Origin of the sequence: Arthrobacter oryzae (assembly GCF_003634095.1) — a bacterium.
GTDB lineage: Bacteria > Actinomycetota > Actinomycetes > Actinomycetales > Micrococcaceae > Arthrobacter > Arthrobacter oryzae.
Window position 1 is genome coordinate 607,544 of sequence record NZ_RBIR01000001.1, and the last position, 21,020, is coordinate 628,563.

At 66.9% G+C, this 21,020-nt stretch carries 18 protein-coding genes; 2 read left to right on the forward strand and 16 right to left on the reverse strand.

What is annotated here, in order from left to right:
• The first annotated feature begins 18 nt into the window (after positions 1 to 18).
• Both C8D78_RS02900 and C8D78_RS02905 read left to right on the forward strand, forming a co-directional pair.
• Positions 19 to 1,017 (forward strand): SPFH domain-containing protein, encoded by a 999-nt coding sequence (locus tag C8D78_RS02900; protein ID WP_120950348.1) that lies wholly within the window; start codon positions 19 to 21, stop codon positions 1,015 to 1,017.
• A gap of 374 nt (positions 1,018 to 1,391) precedes the next feature.
• Positions 1,392 to 1,739, forward strand: a complete 348-nt coding sequence (locus C8D78_RS02905; RefSeq protein WP_026266329.1) for an RNA polymerase-binding protein RbpA — start codon at positions 1,392 to 1,394, stop codon at positions 1,737 to 1,739.
• A 117-nt stretch (positions 1,740 to 1,856) separates the two neighbouring features.
• Here the strand turns inward: C8D78_RS02905 and C8D78_RS02910 are convergent, their stop codons facing one another.
• From C8D78_RS02910 to C8D78_RS02985, 16 genes are all read right to left on the reverse strand, one after another.
• Positions 1,857 to 2,591: a polyprenol monophosphomannose synthase gene (locus C8D78_RS02910; protein WP_120950349.1), complete on the reverse strand. Its 735-nt coding sequence runs from the start codon at positions 2,589 to 2,591 to the stop codon at positions 1,857 to 1,859.
• A gap of 484 nt (positions 2,592 to 3,075) precedes the next feature.
• On the reverse strand, positions 3,076 to 4,758 hold the full coding sequence (locus C8D78_RS02915; RefSeq protein WP_120950350.1) for an amidohydrolase: 1,683 nt from the start codon (positions 4,756 to 4,758) through the stop codon (positions 3,076 to 3,078).
• Positions 4,759 to 4,902: 144 nt separating this feature from the next.
• Positions 4,903 to 7,800 (reverse strand): DEAD/DEAH box helicase, encoded by a 2,898-nt coding sequence (locus tag C8D78_RS02920; RefSeq protein ID WP_120950351.1) that lies wholly within the window; start codon positions 7,798 to 7,800, stop codon positions 4,903 to 4,905.
• Between the two features lie 24 nt (positions 7,801 to 7,824).
• Positions 7,825 to 8,619, reverse strand: a complete 795-nt coding sequence (gene tatC, locus C8D78_RS02925) for a twin-arginine translocase subunit TatC (protein WP_208641870.1) — start codon at positions 8,617 to 8,619, stop codon at positions 7,825 to 7,827.
• Between the two features lie 48 nt (positions 8,620 to 8,667).
• Positions 8,668 to 8,937 carry a Sec-independent protein translocase subunit TatA gene (tatA, locus tag C8D78_RS02930; RefSeq protein ID WP_120950353.1) on the reverse strand — a complete coding sequence of 90 codons (270 nt, stop codon included), beginning with the start codon at positions 8,935 to 8,937 and terminating at the stop codon, positions 8,668 to 8,670.
• 35 nt (positions 8,938 to 8,972) lie between these two features.
• Positions 8,973 to 9,362, reverse strand: a complete 390-nt coding sequence (locus tag C8D78_RS02935; protein WP_120950354.1) for a hypothetical protein — start codon at positions 9,360 to 9,362, stop codon at positions 8,973 to 8,975.
• A 5-nt stretch (positions 9,363 to 9,367) separates the two neighbouring features.
• Positions 9,368 to 11,380: a helix-turn-helix transcriptional regulator gene (locus C8D78_RS02940; RefSeq protein ID WP_120950355.1), complete on the reverse strand. Its 2,013-nt coding sequence runs from the start codon at positions 11,378 to 11,380 to the stop codon at positions 9,368 to 9,370.
• A gap of 149 nt (positions 11,381 to 11,529) precedes the next feature.
• Entirely contained in the window at positions 11,530 to 11,925 is a 396-nt protein-coding gene (locus C8D78_RS02945) for an FKBP-type peptidyl-prolyl cis-trans isomerase (RefSeq protein ID WP_120950356.1), read from the reverse strand.
• 40 nt (positions 11,926 to 11,965) lie between these two features.
• Entirely contained in the window at positions 11,966 to 12,910 is a 945-nt protein-coding gene (locus C8D78_RS02950) for an FKBP-type peptidyl-prolyl cis-trans isomerase (protein WP_120950357.1), read from the reverse strand.
• A gap of 111 nt (positions 12,911 to 13,021) precedes the next feature.
• Entirely contained in the window at positions 13,022 to 14,386 is a 1,365-nt protein-coding gene (pafA, locus tag C8D78_RS02955) for a Pup--protein ligase (RefSeq protein ID WP_120950358.1), read from the reverse strand.
• Between the two features lies 1 nt (position 14,387).
• Entirely contained in the window at positions 14,388 to 15,095 is a 708-nt protein-coding gene (gene prcA / locus C8D78_RS02960; RefSeq protein ID WP_120950359.1) for a proteasome subunit alpha, read from the reverse strand.
• Position 15,096: 1 nt separating this feature from the next.
• Positions 15,097 to 15,933 carry a proteasome subunit beta gene (prcB, locus tag C8D78_RS02965; RefSeq protein ID WP_120950360.1) on the reverse strand — a complete coding sequence of 279 codons (837 nt, stop codon included), beginning with the start codon at positions 15,931 to 15,933 and terminating at the stop codon, positions 15,097 to 15,099.
• A gap of 86 nt (positions 15,934 to 16,019) precedes the next feature.
• Positions 16,020 to 16,223, reverse strand: a complete 204-nt coding sequence (locus C8D78_RS02970; RefSeq protein ID WP_120950361.1) for a ubiquitin-like protein Pup — start codon at positions 16,221 to 16,223, stop codon at positions 16,020 to 16,022.
• 91 nt (positions 16,224 to 16,314) lie between these two features.
• Positions 16,315 to 17,925, reverse strand: a complete 1,611-nt coding sequence (dop, locus tag C8D78_RS02975) for a depupylase/deamidase Dop (protein WP_120950678.1) — start codon at positions 17,923 to 17,925, stop codon at positions 16,315 to 16,317.
• 59 nt (positions 17,926 to 17,984) lie between these two features.
• Positions 17,985 to 19,796 carry a proteasome ATPase gene (gene arc / locus C8D78_RS02980; protein WP_120950362.1) on the reverse strand — a complete coding sequence of 604 codons (1,812 nt, stop codon included), beginning with the start codon at positions 19,794 to 19,796 and terminating at the stop codon, positions 17,985 to 17,987.
• A gap of 84 nt (positions 19,797 to 19,880) precedes the next feature.
• A complete protein-coding gene (locus C8D78_RS02985) occupies positions 19,881 to 20,942 on the reverse strand; it encodes a tRNA (adenine-N1)-methyltransferase (protein ID WP_120950363.1) in 1,062 nt (353 codons plus the stop codon).
• Between the last annotated feature and the right edge of the window lie 78 nt (positions 20,943 to 21,020).

Genomic DNA, 21,020 nt, shown 5'->3' on the forward strand with positions numbered 1-21,020 from the left:
CTGGGGAATTGGTGATGTATGGATATCGCAGTCGCAATTGTGCTGCTGGTACTAGTTGTGTTCGTAATTATTGTCCTGGTCCGCTCGGTCCGGATCATTCCGCAGGCCCGGGCCGGCGTCGTTGAACGGCTGGGCAAATACCAGCGGACCCTGAATCCCGGCCTCACCCTGCTCATTCCGTTCGTGGACCGTTTGCTGCCCCTGCTGGACCTGCGTGAGCAAGTGGTTTCCTTCCCGCCGCAGCCTGTCATCACCGAAGACAACCTGGTGGTTTCGATCGACACAGTGGTCTACTTCCAGGTCACCGATGCCCGGGCCGCGACTTACGAGATCGCCAATTACATCCAGGCTGTGGAGCAGCTCACCACTACGACGCTCCGAAACGTCGTCGGCGGGCTCAACCTCGAGGAAGCGCTGACGTCGCGCGACCAGATCAACGGCCAGCTCCGCGGGGTCCTCGACGAAGCGACCGGACGCTGGGGCATCCGCGTTTCCCGGGTGGAGCTCAAGGCGATCGATCCGCCCCACTCCATCCAGGATTCGATGGAGAAGCAGATGCGCGCCGAACGCGACCGCCGGGCCGCCATCCTGACTGCGGAAGGCACCAAACAGTCCGCGATTCTCACGGCCGAAGGCCAGCGGCAGTCCTCGATCCTGAAAGCCGAAGGCGACGCCAAAGCCGCGATCCTGCGCGCCGACGGCGAGGCACAGGCCATTCAGAAGGTCTTCGACGCGATCCACAAGGGCAACCCGGACCCGAAGCTGCTCGCCTACCAGTACCTCCAGACCCTCCCGAAGATCGCCGAGGGTACGTCGAACAAACTGTGGATCATCCCCAGTGAAGTTGGCGAGGCGCTCAAAGGGATCGGCAGTGTCCTGGGCGCCGGTACGATGCAACAGGGTACGGCGCCACACGACACAGCGACACACGACACAGCGCCACAGCAGGCATCGACGTCGGAGGTTACCCCGCAGTCATCACCCAACGGTGCCGAGGGCCCGGGGAGCCGACTCTAGGCATCCGTTTCCCGCAGTCCCCCACGGGCCCCTGCGCCGACCCTTCCGGCCGGCGCAGGGGCCCGTCCGCTTCCGTTTAGGCCAGGCGCGTAGTCCTTGCGCAATACATGCCCTCGGGTTACTCGCTTTACCTCGGGCGCAACACTCCCGTATACTTGAATATTTGTCCGGCCGGTTCAGCCGTCCGGAACAAAAACGCTTCGTGCAGCGTTGATTCCAATGACGTGCCAAACAGTTTTTGTCCACTGGTGGCTGTCCTCTGGCCCGGAAACACGGGCCGGTACAGGGCAACGCAGTGCAACCAGATATCCGGCCCCTGACGGTCCCCGGATAACGCAGGGCTGGACCCTGCGAACCGAATAGAGGGAGAAAAGATGAGCGATCGCAGCCTGCGGGGTATGCGCCTTGGCGCACAGAGCATGGAGACCGAATCCGGCGTCGAACCGGCTCCGCGCCAGCGGGTTGAATACCGTTGCGAGGACGGCGAACAGGTGTTCGTGACGTTCTCCTCGGAAGCCGAAATCCCCCCGGTTTGGGTTTCGAAGACGGGCAAAGAGGCCTTGCTCGTGGACGGCGAACGCCCCGTCAACAGCAACGAAAAGGCAGTGCGCACACACTGGGACATGCTGCTGGAACGCCGCAGCCTCCCGGAGCTTGAGCAGATCCTCGAAGACCGCCTCACGATCCTGCGCGAACGCCGCGGCGAACGGCGCTCGGCCTAGGCGGCCAGCGCATCAGCTGAAACCGCCAGTTAAAGAGGATCGGGCCCGCAGTAATGCGGGCCCGATCCTTTTTTGTTGTGTGGAATTGCTGCCCCGGGCGGGAACCCGCCAGGTCTGCTAGGCGTCCTTCTTGCCCCGGAGCTTGTTCCAACGGGCAGTCAGGCCCCACTTGGTGACGTTGATCATGGCTTCCACCACGATGTTGCCGCTCATCTTCGAAGCGCCCAGCTCGCGCTCAACAAACGTAATGGGACGCTCCACGATCGTCAGGCCCAGCTTGGCCACGCGCCAGGCCAGATCCACCTGGAAGCCGTAACCGACCGAGTCCACGGCATCCAGATTCAGCTTCTCCAGAGTGGTTCGGCGGAAGGCACGGAAGCCGCCGGTGACGTCTTTGATCTTCACGCCGAGCATGATCCGGGCGTAGGTGCTGCCGACCCTGCTGATGGCCTGCCGGTACAGCGGCCAGTTCACCACGCTGCCGCCGGGCACCCAGCGCGAGCCCATGGCCAGGTCAGCGCCTTGCTCCACGGCCTCGATCAGCTGCGGCAGCTGCTCGGGCTGGTGCGAGCCGTCGGCATCCATCTCGACGAGGATGTCGTAGCCGGCGTCCAGGCCCCACTTGAAGCCCGCGATGTACGCCGCGCCGAGTCCGGCCTTCCCGGCCCGGTGCAGGACGTGGACCTGGCCGTCTGCTGCGGCCATGTTGTCCGCCAACTGCCCCGTGCCGTCGGGGCTATTGTCGTCGACAACCAGCACATCGGAGTCCGGCACGGATGTGCGCAGGCGGCCGAGTGTCTTGGGCAACGATTCCAGCTCGTTATAGGTGGGGATGATGGTGAGGACACGCACAGCGAGGCCTTTCCTTGAAGGGAGCGGTCGGAGCGCCGGCAGAAAGTGTTCTCCATTGGCTGGCGCAACTTCCCATTATAGGGACTTGCGCGCCCTTGACGGTCCGCAAGGCCCCGCCGGGCAGGTCCACCCGCTTCGGGCCAGTTCCGGCGGGCCGCGAAATGTGGCGCCGGAACCGTTTTCTTCTGCGAAGTAGACCCGCCCCCTCGGGGCGTCCGTGGTCATGACCAGTAAAGCTCCCGCGGGTGCGGCAACCTGGAATGTACCGGGGACTGCCGGAGCCTGCGCCGTACGCAACCCTCCGTTGACCCTCAATGCTACGGGGGCGCCCCGATCTGTCAACCGAGCCGTGACCTGCCGTTTTGTTCATCGCCCCAGCTCAGGCTCCGGTCCAGGCTCGCCATGTTTCGGCCCCGTCAGCCCGATGACGCGCACGGCCGACGGAACCGGATGCCGGCCGGCACAGCGCCCGACGGCGGCAGGATCAGGCGCCGAGAGCCCCGCTGGCGTACAGTTCCTGGCCATCACGCACGGTCTGGAGGCAGACAGGATCGCTGCCCGTGTCCAGCGCCGGCAGGAGCGGCGTGCGGGCGCGGGGATCGGTGCTCCACGACTGCACCCGGCCGTCGGCAACCTGGACCATGAGTTCCTCGACCTCCCAGACCGCGAAGCTCGCCGGAGCCCCGGGCACGAGCTGCCCGGCCATGGGATTCCGGTAGCGTGCAGCACGCCAGCCGGCGCGCGTGTGGCCAAGGAACGCGGCACGGGCCGAGATCCGTTCTGCCGGATTGGTGTGCTCCAGGCAGGCACGCACGCTGGACCACGGCCGCAGCGGCGTGACGGGGCTGTCGCTGCCGAAACAGATCGGCACACCTGCCGCGTAGAGGCTTGCGAAGGCGTTCATGCCCGACTGGCGGGAGCCGAGGCGCTGCTGGTACAGGCTGGCCCCGCCGCCCCATAAGGCGTCGAAGACCGGCTGGGCGCTCACCGTGACCGAATAGCGGGCCAGCCGGCTGATGGCCGCAGGATCTGCCAGCTCGACGTGTTCGAACCGGTGACCCGCGGCGCGGACGCGCTGCTCCCCCACCTCGGCCGCCGCAAGGTCCAAGGCGTCCAGGGCGGCGTCCAGCCCGGCGTCGCCGATTACGTGGAACCCTGCCTGGATGCCCAGCAGCGAACATGCCGCCAGATGCGCGGCCGCCTCGGCCATGGAGAGGTACTGGCTGCCGCGCTCACCCGGAGCGTCGGCATAATCCGCGCGCAGGGAAGCTGTCCGTGAGCCGATCGAACCATCGATGTTGAGGTCTCCCGCGAGGCCCAGCACCGATGCGCCCAGCCCGTCCAGGATGGCCCGGGCGTGATCCGCCGAGGTGCCAAGCTCGCCCCAATATGGCAGGATCTCCGGCACCCCGGGGGCGCCAGCCGTGCTTGGCCCCGCTGCAGCGCCGGCGTTGTTCCAGGCCGCCGCGACCTGCAGGTCCTCGACGCTGCCAATGTGCGGGGCCGCCATCTCGGCGAGGGCCACGTACCCGTTGGCGGCCGCCTCGGTGAGGGCACGATGCTGGTAGCGGCGCAGGTCGCCGGCCGGAAGCCGGCGCGCTGCCAGCCGGGCAGCGGTGTGCGCGCCGCGTTTGACCTGGCTGCCGGCGGCGTAGCCGTCCAGTCCGTCCAGCCGTGCCGACGCCGCCAGCGAGCTTGAGACGAGGGCCGAGTGGGCATCCACCCGGGACAGGAAGACCTCGCGGCCGCCTGCTGCACGTTCGAGCTCCTCCCGGGACGGCAGGGCGGGATCGGCCCAGGTGGCCTCGTCCCAGCCGTGGCCGAGCACCGTGCCGCCCGCGCTGGAAGCGGAGGCAGCGGCGACGGCGTCCAGCAATTCGGCGGCCGAGCGCACGCCGGCAAGTTGCAGTCCGTCCAGCGCAATTCCGGTTTCGGTCAGGTGGACGTGGGAATCGACGAATCCGGGGGCCAGGAGTGCCCCCTGCAGATCAATGACGTTCATGGAGGAGTCCGCAATGGAGGTGGCGGCCTGCTCGGAGCCGACCCACGCGACGGTGTCGCCGTCGACCAGCATGGCTGTGGCGAAAGGATCAGCCGCGGTGTAAACGGAGCCGTTGCGGTACAGCGTGACGCTGCGGGGGGCGGGGGCGGCCGGCGAATCGGTCATGGGGCGGGAACTCCTTGTAACTGGTGGCCGGTCCAGCGCCGGCAGGTTCGAAATACTAGGCAGGTTCGAAATACTCGGAAGGCTCAGGGGAATGTTGCGTTGACGGCGCTGGGCCGGCATGGCCGGCGCCCCGTGCTCCCGCAGCTACGCCACGGAGGAATAGGCCACGACGCCGCGCTTGATGAGTTTGATGGCCTCCGCGCACAGCCGGGACACCCGGGGGTCCAGGTTCGGGATGTCGGCGAGCTGATCCAGGAGGTCAATGACTTGCTTCACCCAGCGGACAAAATCGCCCGCGGCGAGGTCTGTGCCGCTCAGAACTTCCTGCAGGTGCCGGCCCTTGGCCCATTTGAACATCGGCCAGACGAGGCCCAACTCGGGCTCGCCGGTGAGCGGCAGTTTGCTCGCTTCCTCCACGTCTTCGAGCGCGGACCACTCGCGGACCACGGTGTCTACCGCGGATTCCAGTGAGATGCTCGGCATCTTGGGGCGCAGGCCGCGGTCCTCACGTTTGGCCTGGTACACCAGGGCACTGGCCAGGGCGGCGATCTCAGCGGCGTCGAGGTCGTTGAAAGCGCCCATCCGCAGGGACTGCGAAATCAGCAGGTCCTTTTCGCCGTAGATCCGCCGCAGCCGCTGCCCGTCCGCACTGATGGACAGCACGCCGGTGTCCGAGGTTTCCAGGTAGCCGTAGCCTGTCAGGACCCCGCACACGCGGTCAAACGTCTTCGCGATCGTGTTCGTCCGGCCTTGAATCTGGCGGATGAGCCCGTCCGTTTCCTGGCGGAGCTTCCACCAGCGTTCGGACCAGCGGGCATGGTCTTCGCGTTCACTGCAGCCGTGGCACGGGTGCGCGCGCAGTTCCCGGCGCAACTCGGCGATCCGCTTCTCCTGGTTGGGTGCGGCAGCTGACCGGCCGAAGTCGTCGTCGCGGCGCGGCGGCGCCGGCGGCCGGTGTTCGCGGATGGCATTGCGCACCGAGGACGCCAAATCACGGCGCGACTTGGGAACCTTGGCGTTGAATGACTTGGGAATCCTGATTCGGGTGATCGGCGCCAACGGACCTTCGACGTCGTGCAGGCCGATCCGGCGGAGCTGGTTGTCCAGCGTCATGACGGCAGGGCGGGGCTCCCGGGACTCGTGGTCGGAGCTGAGCACCACCGCCAGGCCCGGCGACTTGCCGCCGGGCACATCCACCACGTCGCCCGGCAGCAGCCGGCTCAGCGAGTCCTCGGTGAGGGACTTGCCGGCCCGGGAGGTGGTCCTGGAAGCGGCCTTTTCGGCGTCGGCAAGGGCGCGCCGGAGCCGTGCGTATTCGGTGAAATCCCCAAGATGGCAGGTCATTGCCTTGCTGAACCCGGCGAGGGATTCCTCCCGGCCCTTGACCTGCCGGGCCAGTCCGACGACTGAACGGTCCGCCTGGAACTGCGCGAAGGACGATTCGAGGATCTCGCGGGCGCGGGGCCGGCCGAACTGTGCCAGGAGGTTGATGGACATGTTGTAAGTGGGCCGGAAGCTCGAGTTCAGCGGGTAGGTCCGCCGCGACGCCAGACCGGCCACGGCGGCGGGGTCGGTGCCCGGCTGCCAGATCACCACGGCGTGGCCTTCGACGTCGATGCCGCGGCGCCCTGCACGGCCCGTCAGCTGGGTGTACTCCCCCGCCGTGATATTCACGTGCGCTTCGCCGTTGAACTTGTCCAGCTTCTCAAGCACGACGCAGCGGGCGGGCATGTTGATGCCAAGGGCCAGCGTCTCGGTGGCGAAGACGGCCTTGACCAGTCCGTCGACGAACAGCTTTTCCACCACCTCCTTGAAGGTCGGCAGCATGCCTGCGTGGTGCGCGGCGAGACCGCGCAGCAGCCCGTCCCGCCAGCTCCAGAAGCCCAGCACGTCCAAGTCGTCCGAGGGGATGTCCTGGGCGGCTTCGTCGACGCGTTGGGCGATGATCTGCTGTTCGCGCTCGGTGGTCAGCCACAGCCCGGCGGAGACGCACTGGGCCACGGCGGCATCACAGCCGGCCCGCGAGAAGATGAACGTGATGGCAGGCAGGAGATCCTGCCGGTCCAGGCTGGCAATGACCTGGGGCCGGCTGGCCTTTCTCACGGGGCTGCGCTGGCCGCCCGGAGCCTCGTCCTGCTGGCCGCGCTGGCTTCGCTGCTGGCGCTGGTTCCGCCCGCCGTGGCCGAACCGGCCCCGGAAGTTCATCTGGCTTTCGGCCCGCGCCATGGAGAGAAGTTCGGGGTTGACTTCGAAGCCGGTGCGCCCGGGCAGCTCCGCCGCGCGGGCGGCCGCGTCCTCACTGCCAGCGCCCTCCCCGGCCGGGGCGATCTCGTCAAAGCTGGTATCGCCCGCGAACAGGTCCACGATCTTCCGGCCCACCATGACGTGTTGCCACAGGGGCACGGGACGGTGTTCGGAGACGATCACGTCGGTCTGCCCGCGGACGGTGTCGAGCCAGGCACCGAATTCCTCGGCGTTGGAGACCGTGGCGCTGAGTGATGCGACCTGGACTTCGCTGGGCAGGTGGATGATGACTTCCTCCCACACGGCGCCGCGGAAACGGTCGGCCAGGTAGTGGACCTCATCCATGACCACAAAGCCGAGGTCGTCGAGGGTGTCCGAATCCGCATAGAGCATGTTGCGAAGTACTTCGGTGGTCATGACCACCACGGGAGCGTCCCCGTTGATGCTGGTATCGCCGGTGAGCAGGCCCACCCGGGCGGCGCCGTATTTGGCGGCCAGCTCGGCGTACTTCTGGTTGCTGAGGGCCTTAATGGGCGTGGTGTAGAACGCCTTGAGCCCGCGCTGGAGGGCAAGGTAGATGGCGAATTCGCCGACGATCGTCTTCCCGGCTCCGGTGGGTGCTGCCACCAGCACGCCCCGGCCTGCCTGCAGCGAAAGGCACGCCTCGCGCTGGAAGTCATCGAGCTCGAACTCAAGTGTGCGGATGAAGCCGCCCAGATAGGTCTTGGCTTCGGCGGCCCGCTCTAGGCTGGCGCGGTAACGTTCGGACGGTGACTCCGGCCCGGGGTGTGACGACATGCTTCCAGCCTAATGCGCCGAAGCCTAGAGATTCTCCAGCTCGGAGCTGGGGGTTGCCTGGTCGGCCGTGGCCTCGGTCTCGGCGGCGCGTTTGACGGCGCGTCGTTCGCGCCGGCGGTCGTTGAGCAGGCAGAGGCCGATCGCGGCGAAAAAAAGCGCCAGCATGGGCACGGCCAGGTAGAACATGCTCGTGGCGTCGGCGCCGGGCGCGGCCATCGCGGCGAAGAGGCACACCAGGAACACGGTAATCCGCCAGCTCTTCAGGAGCTGGCTGCCCTTGATGAGGCCGGCCAGGTTCAGTCCGAACAGGACCACCGGGAGCAGGAACGCGACGCCGAAGGCCAGCAGCAGCCGCAGGACAAAGGTCAGGTACACCTGGGCGCTGATGAAGTTGGAGCCGCCCGACGGCGTGAACTCGGTCAGGACGCGCACGGCGTTCGGCAGCACCATCCAGGCCAGCAGGACGCCGCCTACAAACAGTGGCACGGCCGCGGCGACGAAGGACAGGGCCACGCGCCGTTCCTTCTTGTGCAGCCCGGGGACAATGAAGGCCCACAGCTGGTAGAGCCAGACGGGGCTGGCGATAATCAGGCCCAGGAATACGGACACCTGGATCATGAGGTCGAACGAGCTCGCGACGCCGTCAAAGTTCAGGGTGGCCTGACGGCCCTGCTGTTCGTTCAGGTCGCGGATCGGCTTGGTCAGCGCAGCCAGAAACGGCTGGTAGACCAGGAAGCCCAACACGGTCCCGATGACGACGGCGATTGCCGCCTTGAAGAGCCGGTTGCGCAGCTCTTTCAGGTGGTCGAGGAGCGCCATCCTCCCCTCGGGGTTCGATCGACGACTCATGGTTACTGCCATGCGGTCTTAGGCGCGGGTCGACGGCGGAACGTCGGTTCCGTCGCCCGTGCGGCTTTCCGGTGCGCCGGTCTGCGGGTGGTTAACGACGCGGCCTTCGACAGGATCGGAACCATCCTTGGCGTCCGTGGTCCCGTCTTTCTTCATTTCCCGGACTTCCGACTTGAAAATGCGCATCGACTGGCCCAGGCTGCGGGCCATGCCCGGCAGCTTCGGTGCAGCGAACAGCACCAGTGCCAGAACGATGATGATGATGAGATGCCAGCCTTCAAGCCTCATGTCAGGAGGTCCTTTCGTTTGAATACATCCTATGTCTAACCCAGTTCGATGTCGCGCAGCGTCTGGGGCTGCCCGCGGTCCTGCCTGCGCTGGATGCGGCGCAATCGACGGGCGTTTTGCCGGGCAATTTTGGATGCAAGGTAAGCATGACGCATCCGGGCAGGCGAGGCAAAAACTGCGTCGCCGGGAGCCGGCCGGGGGGCTTCATGCACACCGTTCTCCATGGTGGTGCCGGCGCCGCCTGTGGCGGATCCGGCGCCGTGGGCCGCCGGGGAAGGAAGGCGGGAGAACCGGTCTGTTGCTTCACCCAATTCCCGGAGCGTGGTCGTGAATTTTCGGAACAGCCGCACGCCGAGCACCACATAGAACAGCAGCGACAGCGCGACGAGCGCTATCCAAATTAGGATCCAGGACCACCAAGGCATGCTGATCAGTCTATCGGGCGGGCCGGTGAGACCTCGTATTGCGCCAGGGCAGCGGCGAGCCACTCCCGGGACGCGTCCGCGAGTGCGCCTGGCTGCAGGATACGCACCATGCCGCCGTGCTGGGCCACGAACATCGGCAGCCAGTCCGTGCTTCCGAACCGGATTTCCGCGAGCATGCCCCCGCCGGGCAGGGCCGCGGTCCGTTCGGCATAGTAGTCGTCGGCCAGACCCGTGCCCCGGGGCGCCAGTTCCACGACCACCAGGGAGTCGTCGTCATTGGGTGTGAACAGCTTCACCGGGAACCCGTCCAGCGGTTTCGCCGTCCCGGCCGCCGGCCGGCCGTTGGGAGCCAGGGCTTCAATCCGGTCGAGGCGGAAGTTCCGCAATCCCAGCGCGGAATGGCAGTAAGCCTCGAGGTACCACGTGTTGTCCAGGGAATAGAGCCGCAAGGGGTCCACATCGCGTTCGGAGACGGCGTCGCGCTGGGGCGAGAAGTAGGTCAGGTGCAGCTGAGCCCCGGTCCGGATGGCCGCGCGTGCGGTCTCGAGGATGGCGGAGTTGCCGGGAGCCACCTCGGGGCCGGACAGCGCGGCCGCCTTGAGCCCCTCCTCCCCCGCCGCGGCCAGAAGTTTGAGCGTCACCGATTCCAGCGCGCCGCCCTCAGCGAGTTCAGGCAGGCCATTGAGCGTCTCCAGACCCGTCAGGAGCGCGCACGCCTCGTCAACGGTGAAGCGGACGGGGCGGGTCAGGTCCAGGGCCTGGGTGATGAAGACGTGGTCATCGTCCCACTGGATGTCCAGCAGATCGTCGGGATAGCCTTCCGGCAGGCCCGAGCAGATCAGGATCCGCAAGTCGTCTTCGAGTTCCTTGCGGGTGACCCCGAACTTGGCGGCTATCTCGCTGATATGCAGTCCCTGGTTGTGGACAAGGAACGGAACCAGCTGCAGCATCCGCTTGAGCTGGTCCTCCGAGGTGCGGCTGCGGGCCCGGACAGCGCGCCCGGCCGCGGGGAACACCACGTCCGGAACCGGCCGGGCGGCGAACTCCGCGGCCGCGGTGAGGCGGCGGCGAACGGCGGCGGCAAGTTCCGGTGGCGATTCCACCTTGACCCGGGGGCCGTAAGAGGCCAGTTCCTCGCCGAGCGTCTCGGCGTCCCGGAAGGGCACCAGGAGACGGTCGGTCCCGGCGGCGGGACCGGCGGCTTCCGCTGCGGATCCCGGCTGGGTCAGGGCCCGTTTCCGGAGCCCCAGCAGGCGCCCGTGTTCGACGTCGACGACGGCGGTCTGTACGGGCAGCTCGGCAAGGCCGGCGAGCTCGGCGCGGACGTTGAATCCGGCCGGAGACGCGAACGTGTCCTTGTCCAGCACGGTCACGGCGGAGGTCAGGCGGGAGAGCCGGAAGAACCGCTTATTCCCCCGCGTACGGTCGTGGCCCACGAGATACCACTGCCCGAAGCGGCTGCCGAGGCCCCAGGGTTCCACCAGCCGGACCTCTTCATTGCCGGTGCTGCCGGCGAGGTACCTGAAACTGACCGGGTGCTGGGCGTGGATAGCGGCCACCAGGTCTTCAAAGGCCTGGCCGGCGGGACGGATGCGTGGCTGGACCCCGGCGGGGAGCTCGGCGTCGACGAGGCCGCCGGCAGCCTGCAGCTTGCGGACCGCGTCTACGGCGGCGGAGCCGAGGGCTGCGTGCTCCCAGAGCTGTGCCGCGAGGATGAGCACCGTGCACTCCTCGGGCGTAAGGCTGACATCGGGCAGCCGGTTCGATTCCTTGCCGATCCGGTAGCGGGTGGTTGCCGGGTCATCGGAGCCCCAGCCCTTGTCGGTCACGGTCTCGACCTCGAAGCCAAAATGGCGCAGCTCACCTTTGTCGCGTTCGAACATGCGGCCAAAGGCGACATCGCTGCTGGTGGTGTCGTGGTAGACCTTTTCCCGCAGCTCGCTGCGGCGCAGGCCGTACTTGGTGTCGAGCAGGGCGATGAGCAGGTTCAGGAGGCGTTCTGTACGTGAGGCGGACACCTCGCAAGGGTACTAAAGCCGATCCCGGAAAATGACGAAAGCGCGGCAACAGCCGGAAGAACTTTTCCGATTGTTACCGCGCCTGCGCCCGCAGGGCAAATCAGCGGGCTGATTCAGCCGGGCTGCTGAATTTGCGTAGGTTCCGTCCCTTAGCGGACGGCGACGAGGTCCACGACGAAGATCAGGGCTTCGTTGGGCCCGATCGCTCCGCCGGCGCCACGCGCACCGTAGGCCAGTTCGGAGGGGATTTCGAGGCGGCGGCGGCCGCCGACTTTCATGCCCAGCAGGCCCTGGTCCCAGCCCTGGATGACCTGGCCCACGCCGACCCGGAAGTCCAGCGGTGCGCCGCGGCCCCAGGAGGCGTCGAATTCTTCGCCGGTGGACCAGGCGACACCCACGTAGTGGGTGGACACCGTGTCGCCGGCCTTGGCCTCAGCGCCGTCGCCTTCGATCAGGTCGGTGATGACCAGTTCGGTGGGGACGTCTCCTTCGGGGAATTCAATTTCCGGCTTCTCGCGGTCGAGGTCGCGCTGTCCAAATGACATGGTTGCTCCTTTGGGGGTGACGTGTGGTGGATGCGGTGGATTACTTGACGCCGAGGATGTCGACGACGAAGACGAGGTCGCCCTTCGCGTCGCCCTGGCCCTTATCACCGTAGGCGAGGGCCTTCGGGACCACCAAAAGCACGCGTGAGCCGACCGTCTTGCCGGTCAGGCCCTGGGTCCAGCCCTTGATGACGCCGGTAAGCGGGAAGGTCGCCTTCTTGCCGCGATCAAAGCTGGAATCGAAGATCTTGCCGCTGGCCAAGGCAACGCCCACGTAGTTGACCGTGATGGTGTCGGAGGCCTTGACAGCCTGGCCCTTGCCCTTGATGAGATCCTGTGAGATCAGGGCGGTCGGTGCGTGAACGCCTGCGACCGAAATCTCGGGCACGCCCTTGGCGTTGTCCTTCACCGTCGGCAGCCCTGCCGGCGGGGTGACCGCGTCGCCCTCAGGCTTGTCGAGAACCGGGGGCGCGTCCTTCGCAGCGAGAATCTTGACGATCAGCAGCTGTGTGGGCTTGGCGGCGGCGCCCTGGGCCGCGGGCTGGCTGGGGACGGCCAGGGCGAGGTGGGAGCCAACCTTGGCGCCCACGAAAGCGTTGTAGATCACCGGGCTGCTGCTCTTGAGCTCGTCATTCAGTTCCAGCGGCTCGGGATCGTTCGGGAACGTGTCTTCGAGAGTGGAGCCGTCGGTGCCGTTGAAGGCCACGATGGAGATGTCGGCGATCTGGTTGGCCTTGACCCGGTCTCCGCTGCCCTCGGTTACCACCTTGACGGTGGGTTCCTTGACATCGATCGGCTTGGTGAACTCGACCCCGGGGGCCTTCTTGTCACCCTTCTCCGTGAGTTTGACCGAGTCCAGCTTCGAGGTGTCACCCGCGGATTGGCTGGTGGGCTCCGGAGTGGAGGTCGCTTGGCCGCCCCCGCCGCCGCCACAGGCGGTCAGCAGCAGCAGTCCGGGAAGAAGAATTGCTAATATTCGGCGCACTTAGAAACTTTCGTCGGGGCAGTGTGGACTCAGAGCCGATCGGTTTCCCGCGGCAAAGAAAGCAGCGGCCGCAAGGCGGCCCTACTTCAGACTAACGTGCGAAGCTGGGTATCAGCCCATCGAGTCCAGGAGCGCATCCACCCGCTCGTCCACGCTCCGGAACGGGTCCTTGCACAGAATGGTCTGATGCGCGCGGTCGTTGAGCTTCAGATGGACCCAGTCCACGGTGTAGTCACGGCCCAGCTCCTGGGCCCGCCGGACGAAGTCGCCGCGCAGTTTGGCCCGCGTCGTTTGCGGCGGCGCATCCACGGCGTCTTTGACGGCGGTGTCATCCACTACCCGGCGGGCGGCCCCGCGGGCCTGCAGCAGGTAGAAGAGCCCGCGGCTGCGGGAAATGTCATGGTACGTCAGGTCCAGCTGAGCGATCCGGGGCGCGTCCAGGCCCAGCCCGTGCCGTTCGCGGTAGTTGTCCATGAGCTTCTTCTTGATGGCCCAGTCCACCTCGGTGTCGATCGTGCTCGTGTCACCGCTTTCGATGGCATCCAGGGTGCGGCCCCAGAGATCCAGAATCAGCGGCACATGCGGGTTGTGCGCACCTTGTTCGGCCACGAACGCCGTCACCTTGGTGAGGTACTCGCGCTGGATTTCCAGGGCCGTGAGCTGACGGCCGTTGGCGAGCCGGACCAGTGCCCGGCCACTGAGGTCATGGGAGATTTCCCGGATGCTGCGGATCGGGTTTTCCATCCGCATGTCGCGCATGATCACCCCGGCCTCGATCATGCGCAGGATCAGGTCCACCGTGCCGATCTTGAGCATGGCCGTGGTCTCGGACATGTTGGAGTCGCCCACGATCACGTGCAGGCGCCGGTAGAACTCGGCGTCCGCGTGCGGCTCGTCCCGGGTGTTGATGATGGGCCGGGAGCGGGTGGTGGCCGAGGAGACGCCCTCCCAGATGTGGTCGGCGCGCTGGGAGAAAGCGAAAGTGGCGCCGTGCGGGGTCTTCAGAATCTTTCCGGCCCCGGCAATCAACTGACGGGTTACAAGGAACGGAATCAGGATCTCGGCGAGCCGGGAAAACTCGCCGCGGCGCGGGATGAGGTAGTTCTCATGGCTGCCGTAGGAGTTCCCGGCGGAGTCGGTGTTGTTCTTGAACAGGTATACGGTGCCGTTGAAGCCCTCCGCTGCCAGCCGCTCCTGGGCCTCGTCCACCAAGTCGCAGAGAATCAGCTCTCCCGCGCGGTCGTGAGCAATCAGCTGGGCGAGGTCGTCGCACTCAGCCGTGGCGTACTCCGGGTGCGAGCCCACGTCCAGGTACAGGCGCGAGCCGTTGGTCAGGAACACGTTGGAGGACCGGCCCCAGCTGACCACCTTACGGAAGAGGTAGCGGGCTACTTCCTCCGGCGCCAGCGGCCGTGACTCCGGGCTTGAATAGGAAATTCCGAATTCGGTTTCGATGCCGAAAATGCGCTTGTCCATTTCACTTCTCCTCAGCCAGCAGTGCCACGATGTCCGCGTCCTCCAGGCGCCGGAAGGCCCGGCGGGTGCCGCGGCTGGTTTCCGAGCCGCGGTCCAGCACCGCGACCTCGAGCGCGGATGCGGGCAACGTGGTTGTTTCCTTGTCCGCCACGAGGCCGGCGAGAGCCAGCCGGATGGCGCCGGCGAAGTCGAGCTCGCCCTGCCAGCCGGCCGCGACTGCCTCGGACACCTTGTCCGCCTGGCCACCCATCACGATAAATCCGTGTTCATCGGCAATGGAGCCGTCAAACGTGAGCCGATACAAGTGGTCCGCTTCCTGGATCGGCGCGACTTCAGCCACGGCCAGTTCCACCTCGAAAGGTTTCTGCTCGGCAGTGAACACCGCCCCCAGGCTCTGCGCGTAGACGCTCGCAAGGCCGCGCGCCGTGACGTCCTCGCGGTCATAGGAGTAGCCCCGGACATCGGCGTACCGCACGCCTGCTTGCCGCAGGCTTTCAAACTCGTTGTATTTGCCGACTGCGGCGAAGGCGATTTTGTCGTAGATCTCGCCGATCTTGTGCAGCGACGGGGACGGGTTTTCCGCGACGAGGGCAATTCCGTCCCGGCAACTGATGACGACCACCGAACGCCCGCGGGCGATGCCTTTCCGCGCGAAGTCCGCACGGTCCTTCATTAGCTGTTCGGGCGAGACATAGAACTGCTGGGTCATCTTAGGCCTCCCGCGCAGCGACGGTGCGGGACTCGATGACACGGCCGGCGACGGCGGCGAGGTCGCGGTCCGGCACCCGTAGGGCGCCTGTCCGGCCCACGACGTAGACCACGGGCCACAGCTGCCGGACCGGATCCGGGCCACCCGTGGCGGAGTCGTCGTCGGCGGCGTCGTACAGGGCCTCGACGGCCACTGCCACGGCGTCCTGCTCCGAGAGGCCGGGGCGCCACAGCTTCTTCAGCGCGCCGCGGGCGAACATCGAACCGGAGCCGACGGCGTGGTGCTCCTGCTCCTCGTACCGGCCGCCCGTGACGTCGTAGGAGAACAGCCTGCCGAAACCGGCGGGACGGTCGAATCCGGCGAACAACGGCACAACGGCGAGGCCCTGCATGGCCATGGGCAGGTTGCCCCGGACCATGGCGCCAAGCCGGTTTGCCTTGCCGTCCAGGCTCAGAAGGGTTCCCTCGATCTTCTCGTAGTGCTCCAGTTCGACCTGGAACAGCCGGGTGATATCGAGGGCGATTCCGGCGGTGCCGGCGATGCCGAGCACCGAGTACTGGTCGGCGGGAAAGACCTTCTCGATGTGTCGGCTGGCGATCACGTTGCCCATCGTGGCGCGGCGGTCCCCGGCCATTAGCACTCCCCCGGCGTAGGTCATCGCCACGATGGTGGTCCCGTGCGGGGCCTGCAGGGGCGACGCGGGGTGCGCTGCGGTGGCGGGCAACTGGTTGAACGGGACTTGGCCGAAGGGCATCAAATCGGGCCGTTCGCGCTGCAGATGCTCGGTGAATGAGGACGTCGCGTCGGCTGCTACGCGGTTGGCTGTTGTTTCCTGCACTAACGCTCTCCCTCAACGTGGTGGATCAACGACTCTTCCGGCCCGTAGCCCCGCCTGCCGCCCTCATCCGGCGGCCGGCTGTGCTCCTACTGACCGCCCTTTTGGACGAAGGCGCGGACGAATTCCTCGGCATTGGACTCCAGAACGCCGTCGATCTCGTCAAGGAGATCGTCAACGCCCTGGGTGGCTGCCGACGCCTGGGCGTCCGCCGGGGCCGGCGGCGCGGCGGGGACGTCCTCGTCGATCTCGGTGTCCCGCGACTGCGGCTGATGCTGCTCCTGGCCTGCCATTGTTCTTCTCCTTCATGTCCGTCCCTTTTCTGCTAAGGGACATCCTGTAGCAATAGTGCCACGCCCGGGGCGCCCGCGGGGGGCTTTGTTCCTAGGATCCCGGGCTGAGTCCCAGCAGTTCCGCCAGGAAGGGCCCGGCCTCCCGGTGCCGGGCAAACAGGGGGCCGGTGAGGGCTTCCGTTCCGCGCAGCGGCTCCCGGGTCGGGACCCGTTGGAGCCTGCCGCGGCCGGGGACATCGAATATCACCGAGTCCCAGCTCGCGCCCGCGAGGTCGGCGCCGAAACGGCTGACGCAGCGTCCGCGGAAGTATGCGCGGGTGTCCGACGGCGGCTCGGTCACCGCCCGGCCGATCGCGGCGTCGTCGACGATCCGCTGCATCCGGTCGCGGGCCAGGAGCCGGTAGTAGAGCCCTTTTTCGGGGCGGATATCGGCCCATTGGAGATCCACGAGGCCCAGCCGCGCGTTGTCCCAGGCGAGGCCGTCCCGCTGGCGGTAGCCCTCCAGCAGGGACAGCTTGGCGAGCCATTCCACCGAAGTCGCCGCAGCTGCCCGGTCCCCGCCGAGTTCACTCAACGTCGCCGACCACCGTTCCAGGACCTCGTGGGTGTGTCCGTCACCGTCCACGGCGTCGGCCACCCCGGTGTCCTGCGCGTGCTTGGACGCAGCCTCGAAATAGATCCACTGCAGGTCAAGGGCTGTGACCCGGCGGCCATCGCCCAGCCGCAGCGTCGCGGTGAGCGAAGTGTCGTGGCTGACGGCCTGCAGCGCGGCGACAGGCTCGTGGATTTCAATCCGCGGCGCCAGGCCGGCCTCAATCAGGCTCAGGACCATCGCCGTGGTCCCGAACTTGAGGAAGTTGGACGCCTGGCTGAGGTTGGCGTCGCCGATGATGACGTGGAGCCGGCGGTATTTGTCGGCGGTGGCGTGGGGCTCATCCCGGGTGTTGATGATGGGGCGCCGGATGGTGGTTTCCAGGCCCACTTCCGTCTCGAAGAAGTCCGCCCGCTGGCTGATCTGGTAGCCGGGCCGGGCGCTGTCCTGCCCGAGGCCCACGCGCCCGGCGCCGCAGATGATCTGCCGGGTGACGAAGAACGGTGTGAGGCCGCGGACGATGTCGCCGAACGGCACCGAGCGGGGCATCAGGTAGTTCTCGTGCGAGCCGTAGGAAACGGACTTGTTGTCCGTGTTGTTCTTGTAAAGGTTGATCGGCGGGAGTTCCGGGTCGGCGGCGAGGCGGCGGACGGCGGCCAAGGCCACCAGGTCACCGGCCGCGTCCCAGGTCACGGCGGCGCGCGGGTTGGTCACCTCGGGGCTGGAATACTCCGGGTGGGCGTGGTCGACGTACAGCCGCGCCCCGTTGCCCAGGACCATGTTCATGAGCAGGGTGCCGGCCTCGTCCCCGCCGTCGGCTTCCAGCTCCTGCCGCCCGTAGGCGAGGGCTATCGCCTCAGCGTCCAGGACCGGGGGCTGGTCGGTGAGCTGTTCGGGGTCGGCGCTGGCGCGCTCCAGCGTCCAGCCGCGGGCGTCGTGCAGCGGTTCCTCGTCGGTGTAGTCCCAGCGGGTTTCGGCGCCGCCGGCGGCACGCTGGCGGGTCACCTGGGCGTAGGCCTGGATGACGCGGGCGGACATCATCGTGGCGTTGGCACCAGGGGCCGACGGGGCGTGGATGCCGTACTCGGTTTCCGAGCCCATCACCCGCATTGCCCCGCCCACCGGCAGGCCGCCGGCTGCGTCTGCCTGCCGGCCGGGGACGGCAGCCGTCACAGGTACTGCCCGGTGCTGGGCATCGTCTCGATGGACTTCCCGGGCTCCTGCCCGGCCTTGCCCTGGACGATGGTTCGGATGTAAGTGATGCGCTCGCCCTTCTTGCCGGAGATCCTTGCCCAGTCGTCAGGGTTCGTTGTGTTGGGCATGTCCTCGTGTTCACGGAACTCGTCCACAACCGCCCGGAGCAGGTGGTCGATCCGCAGGCCCTTCTGACCGATGGTCAGCAGGTCCTTGATGGCGTATTTCTTGGCCCGGTCCACGACGTTCTGCACCACGGCACCGGAGTTGAAGTCCTTGAAGTAGAGCATTTCGGTGTCGCCGTTGGCGTACGTCACCTCAAGGTACTCGTTGGACTTCTCGGTGGAATACATCGCCTCCACGGTCCGCTGGACCATGGCGTCCACGGTGGCCTGGACGTCCCCGTTGTGCTCGGAGAGGTCGGACTCGTGGAAGGGCAGGTCCGTCGTGATGTATTTGTTGAAGATGTCCGCCGCAGCCTCGGCGTCGGGGCGCTGGATCTTGACCTTGACGTCCAGCCGACCGGGGCGCAGGATCGCGGGGTCGATCATGTCCTCGCGGTTGGACGCGCCGATCACGATCACGTTGTCCAGCCGTTCGACGCCGTCGATCTCGCTGAGCAGCTGCGGAACGATGGTGGTCTCGACGTCGGAGGAAATGCCGGTCCCGCGGGTGCGGAACAGCGAATCCATTTCGTCGAAAAAGACCACGACGGGGCTGCCCTCGGAGGCCTTCTCACGGGCCCGGGCGAAGATCAGGCGGATGTGCCGCTCCGTCTCGCCGACGTACTTGTCGAGCAGCTCAGGTCCCTTGATGTTCAGGAAGTAGCTCTTCATGTCCGTCTTGCCGGCACGCTCGGCAGCCCGCGCGGCCAGCGAGTTCGCCACGGCTTTGGCGATCAGGGTTTTGCCGCAGCCCGGCGGGCCGTACAGCAGGATGCCTTTGGGGGCCTTCAGCCCGTGCTCGCGGTAGAGGTCCGGGTGCAGGAACGGCAGTTCTACCGCATCCCGGATTTGCTCGATCTGCGGGCCCAGGCCGCCAATGTCCTGGTAGGTGATGTCCGGTACTTCCTCGAGGACGAGGTTCTCCACCTCGGAGCGCGGGATCTTTTCCAGCGCGTAGCCGGTACGTGAGTCGATCGACAGCGCATCGCCCACCCGGAGCCGCTGGGCGAGCAGCGCTCCGGAGAGCCGGATGACCCGCTCCTCGTCGGCGCGGCCCACCACCAGGGCGCGGTCGGCCCCCAGCATTTCCTTCAGCGTAACCAGGTCACCGGCCCGCTCGTAGCCGAGGCCGGCAACCACCATCAGGGCCTCGTTTAGCAGGACTTCCTGCCCGACAGCGAGCTGGTTGATGTTGACCAGCGGGCTGATCCCCACCCGCATTTTGCGGCCGGCGTTGAAGATGTCCACGGATTCCTCCGTGGCCGCCTGGCCGCTGTTGCCGGTGCTTGGCTGCCGCCTGGGATTGAGCTGCAGGATGGTGCCGAAACTGTAAGGCGGCTGTCCCTCCTGGTCGAGGGCGTTCTTGAGCCGCAGGATCTCCGCCTTGGCGGTTTCCAGCATGCTTACGAGCTTGGAGTTGTTCTGGGTCGCGGCGGCGAGCTGGCGGTCAATGTGCCGCAGCTTGTCCCGGAGGATATTGACCTGCCGCTCCGCGACGGACAGTTCATTGGCGGCGTACCGCTCGGCCTCGCCGGTCACGGGCCGGGCCGCGTCCGAGCGTGCGGCGGCGTCCGCCGCGTCCTGTGCCGGTGTGCGGCCCGGGTCAGTGTTCGGAGTCTCCATCGTGCATCAGCCCCTTCCTGCTCTTCTGTTAAGACCATAGCCCCAAGAAGGCGGGTGCCGCTGGAGACATCCGAAATATGCTGACTAGTTCGTTACGTCCGGGGCGTCTACGACGTTAGTTCCGGCGATTGCGTCGCGGGCAGCGCGGCGCAGCTTCTTGTCCGAGACGGCGCGTTCACCGACAGCACCCGGGGTCCAGGCGTTGACGTCATCTTCGTTGAAGTCGGTCTTGGAGGGGCGGCGCTTCACGGAGATTCCCGTGACGCCGTCGGCGAGCCGGCGGGTGACCAGCAGGAAGCCGGTGTGGGCGACCATGCGGTGATCCGGACGCACAGCCAGCCCTTCGAGGTGCCAGCCGCGGACCATGGATTCCCAGGCGTCGGGTTCCGTGAAGCGTCCGTCGGCGCGGATCGCTTCGGCTGTCCGCGAAAGCTGCGTCACAGTCGCGACATAATTGATCCAGACCCCGCCGGGGGCCAGGACCGTGGCGACGGCGTCGAGGCATTCCCAGGGAGCAAGCATGTCCAGGACCACCCGGTCCACGGAGCCGGGCTCCTCGGTCCGCACCACTTCCTCCTGGAAGTCTCCGAGGGAGATTTTCCAGGCCGGGTGCGGGCCGCCGAAGATGGTCTCGACGTTGCCGCGGGCAATGTCCGCGAACTCTTCGCGGCGTTCAAAGGAATGCAGATATCCGTTGTCCCCGACGGCGCGGAGCAGCGAGATGGACAGGGCGCCGGAGCCGACGCCGGCTTCAACAACGCGTGCACCCGGGAAGATGTCCGCCATGGTGACGATCTGGCCGGCGTCTTTGGGATAGACCACGGCGGCGCCGCGCGGCATCGAGAGCACGAAGTCCGAGAGCAGCGGACGCAGCGTCTGGTACTGCTGACCAACGTTGTTGACGACCACCGAGCCGTCAGGCTTGCCGATGATCTCGTCATGGTTCAGGAAGCCGCGGTGGGTGTGGAATGCTCCGCCGACTTCGAGCGTGATGGTGTTCATGCGGCCGCGTTCGTCCGTGAGCTGCACCCGCTCGCCTTCGCGGAACGGCCCCCGGCGGCGCGCCGCGCCGGTGGCGCCGTTCGCGGCCGAAACGGCGGTGTTGGTGCCTGCGGGGGTGGTATTGGCGGCAGTGTCGCTGCTCATGAAGATGTTCCTCGCTCCTGTAAAGCTGTGTGGCCGCGGACATGCCGGCGGGCACCGGTCCTTGCGCGTGGGGGCCGG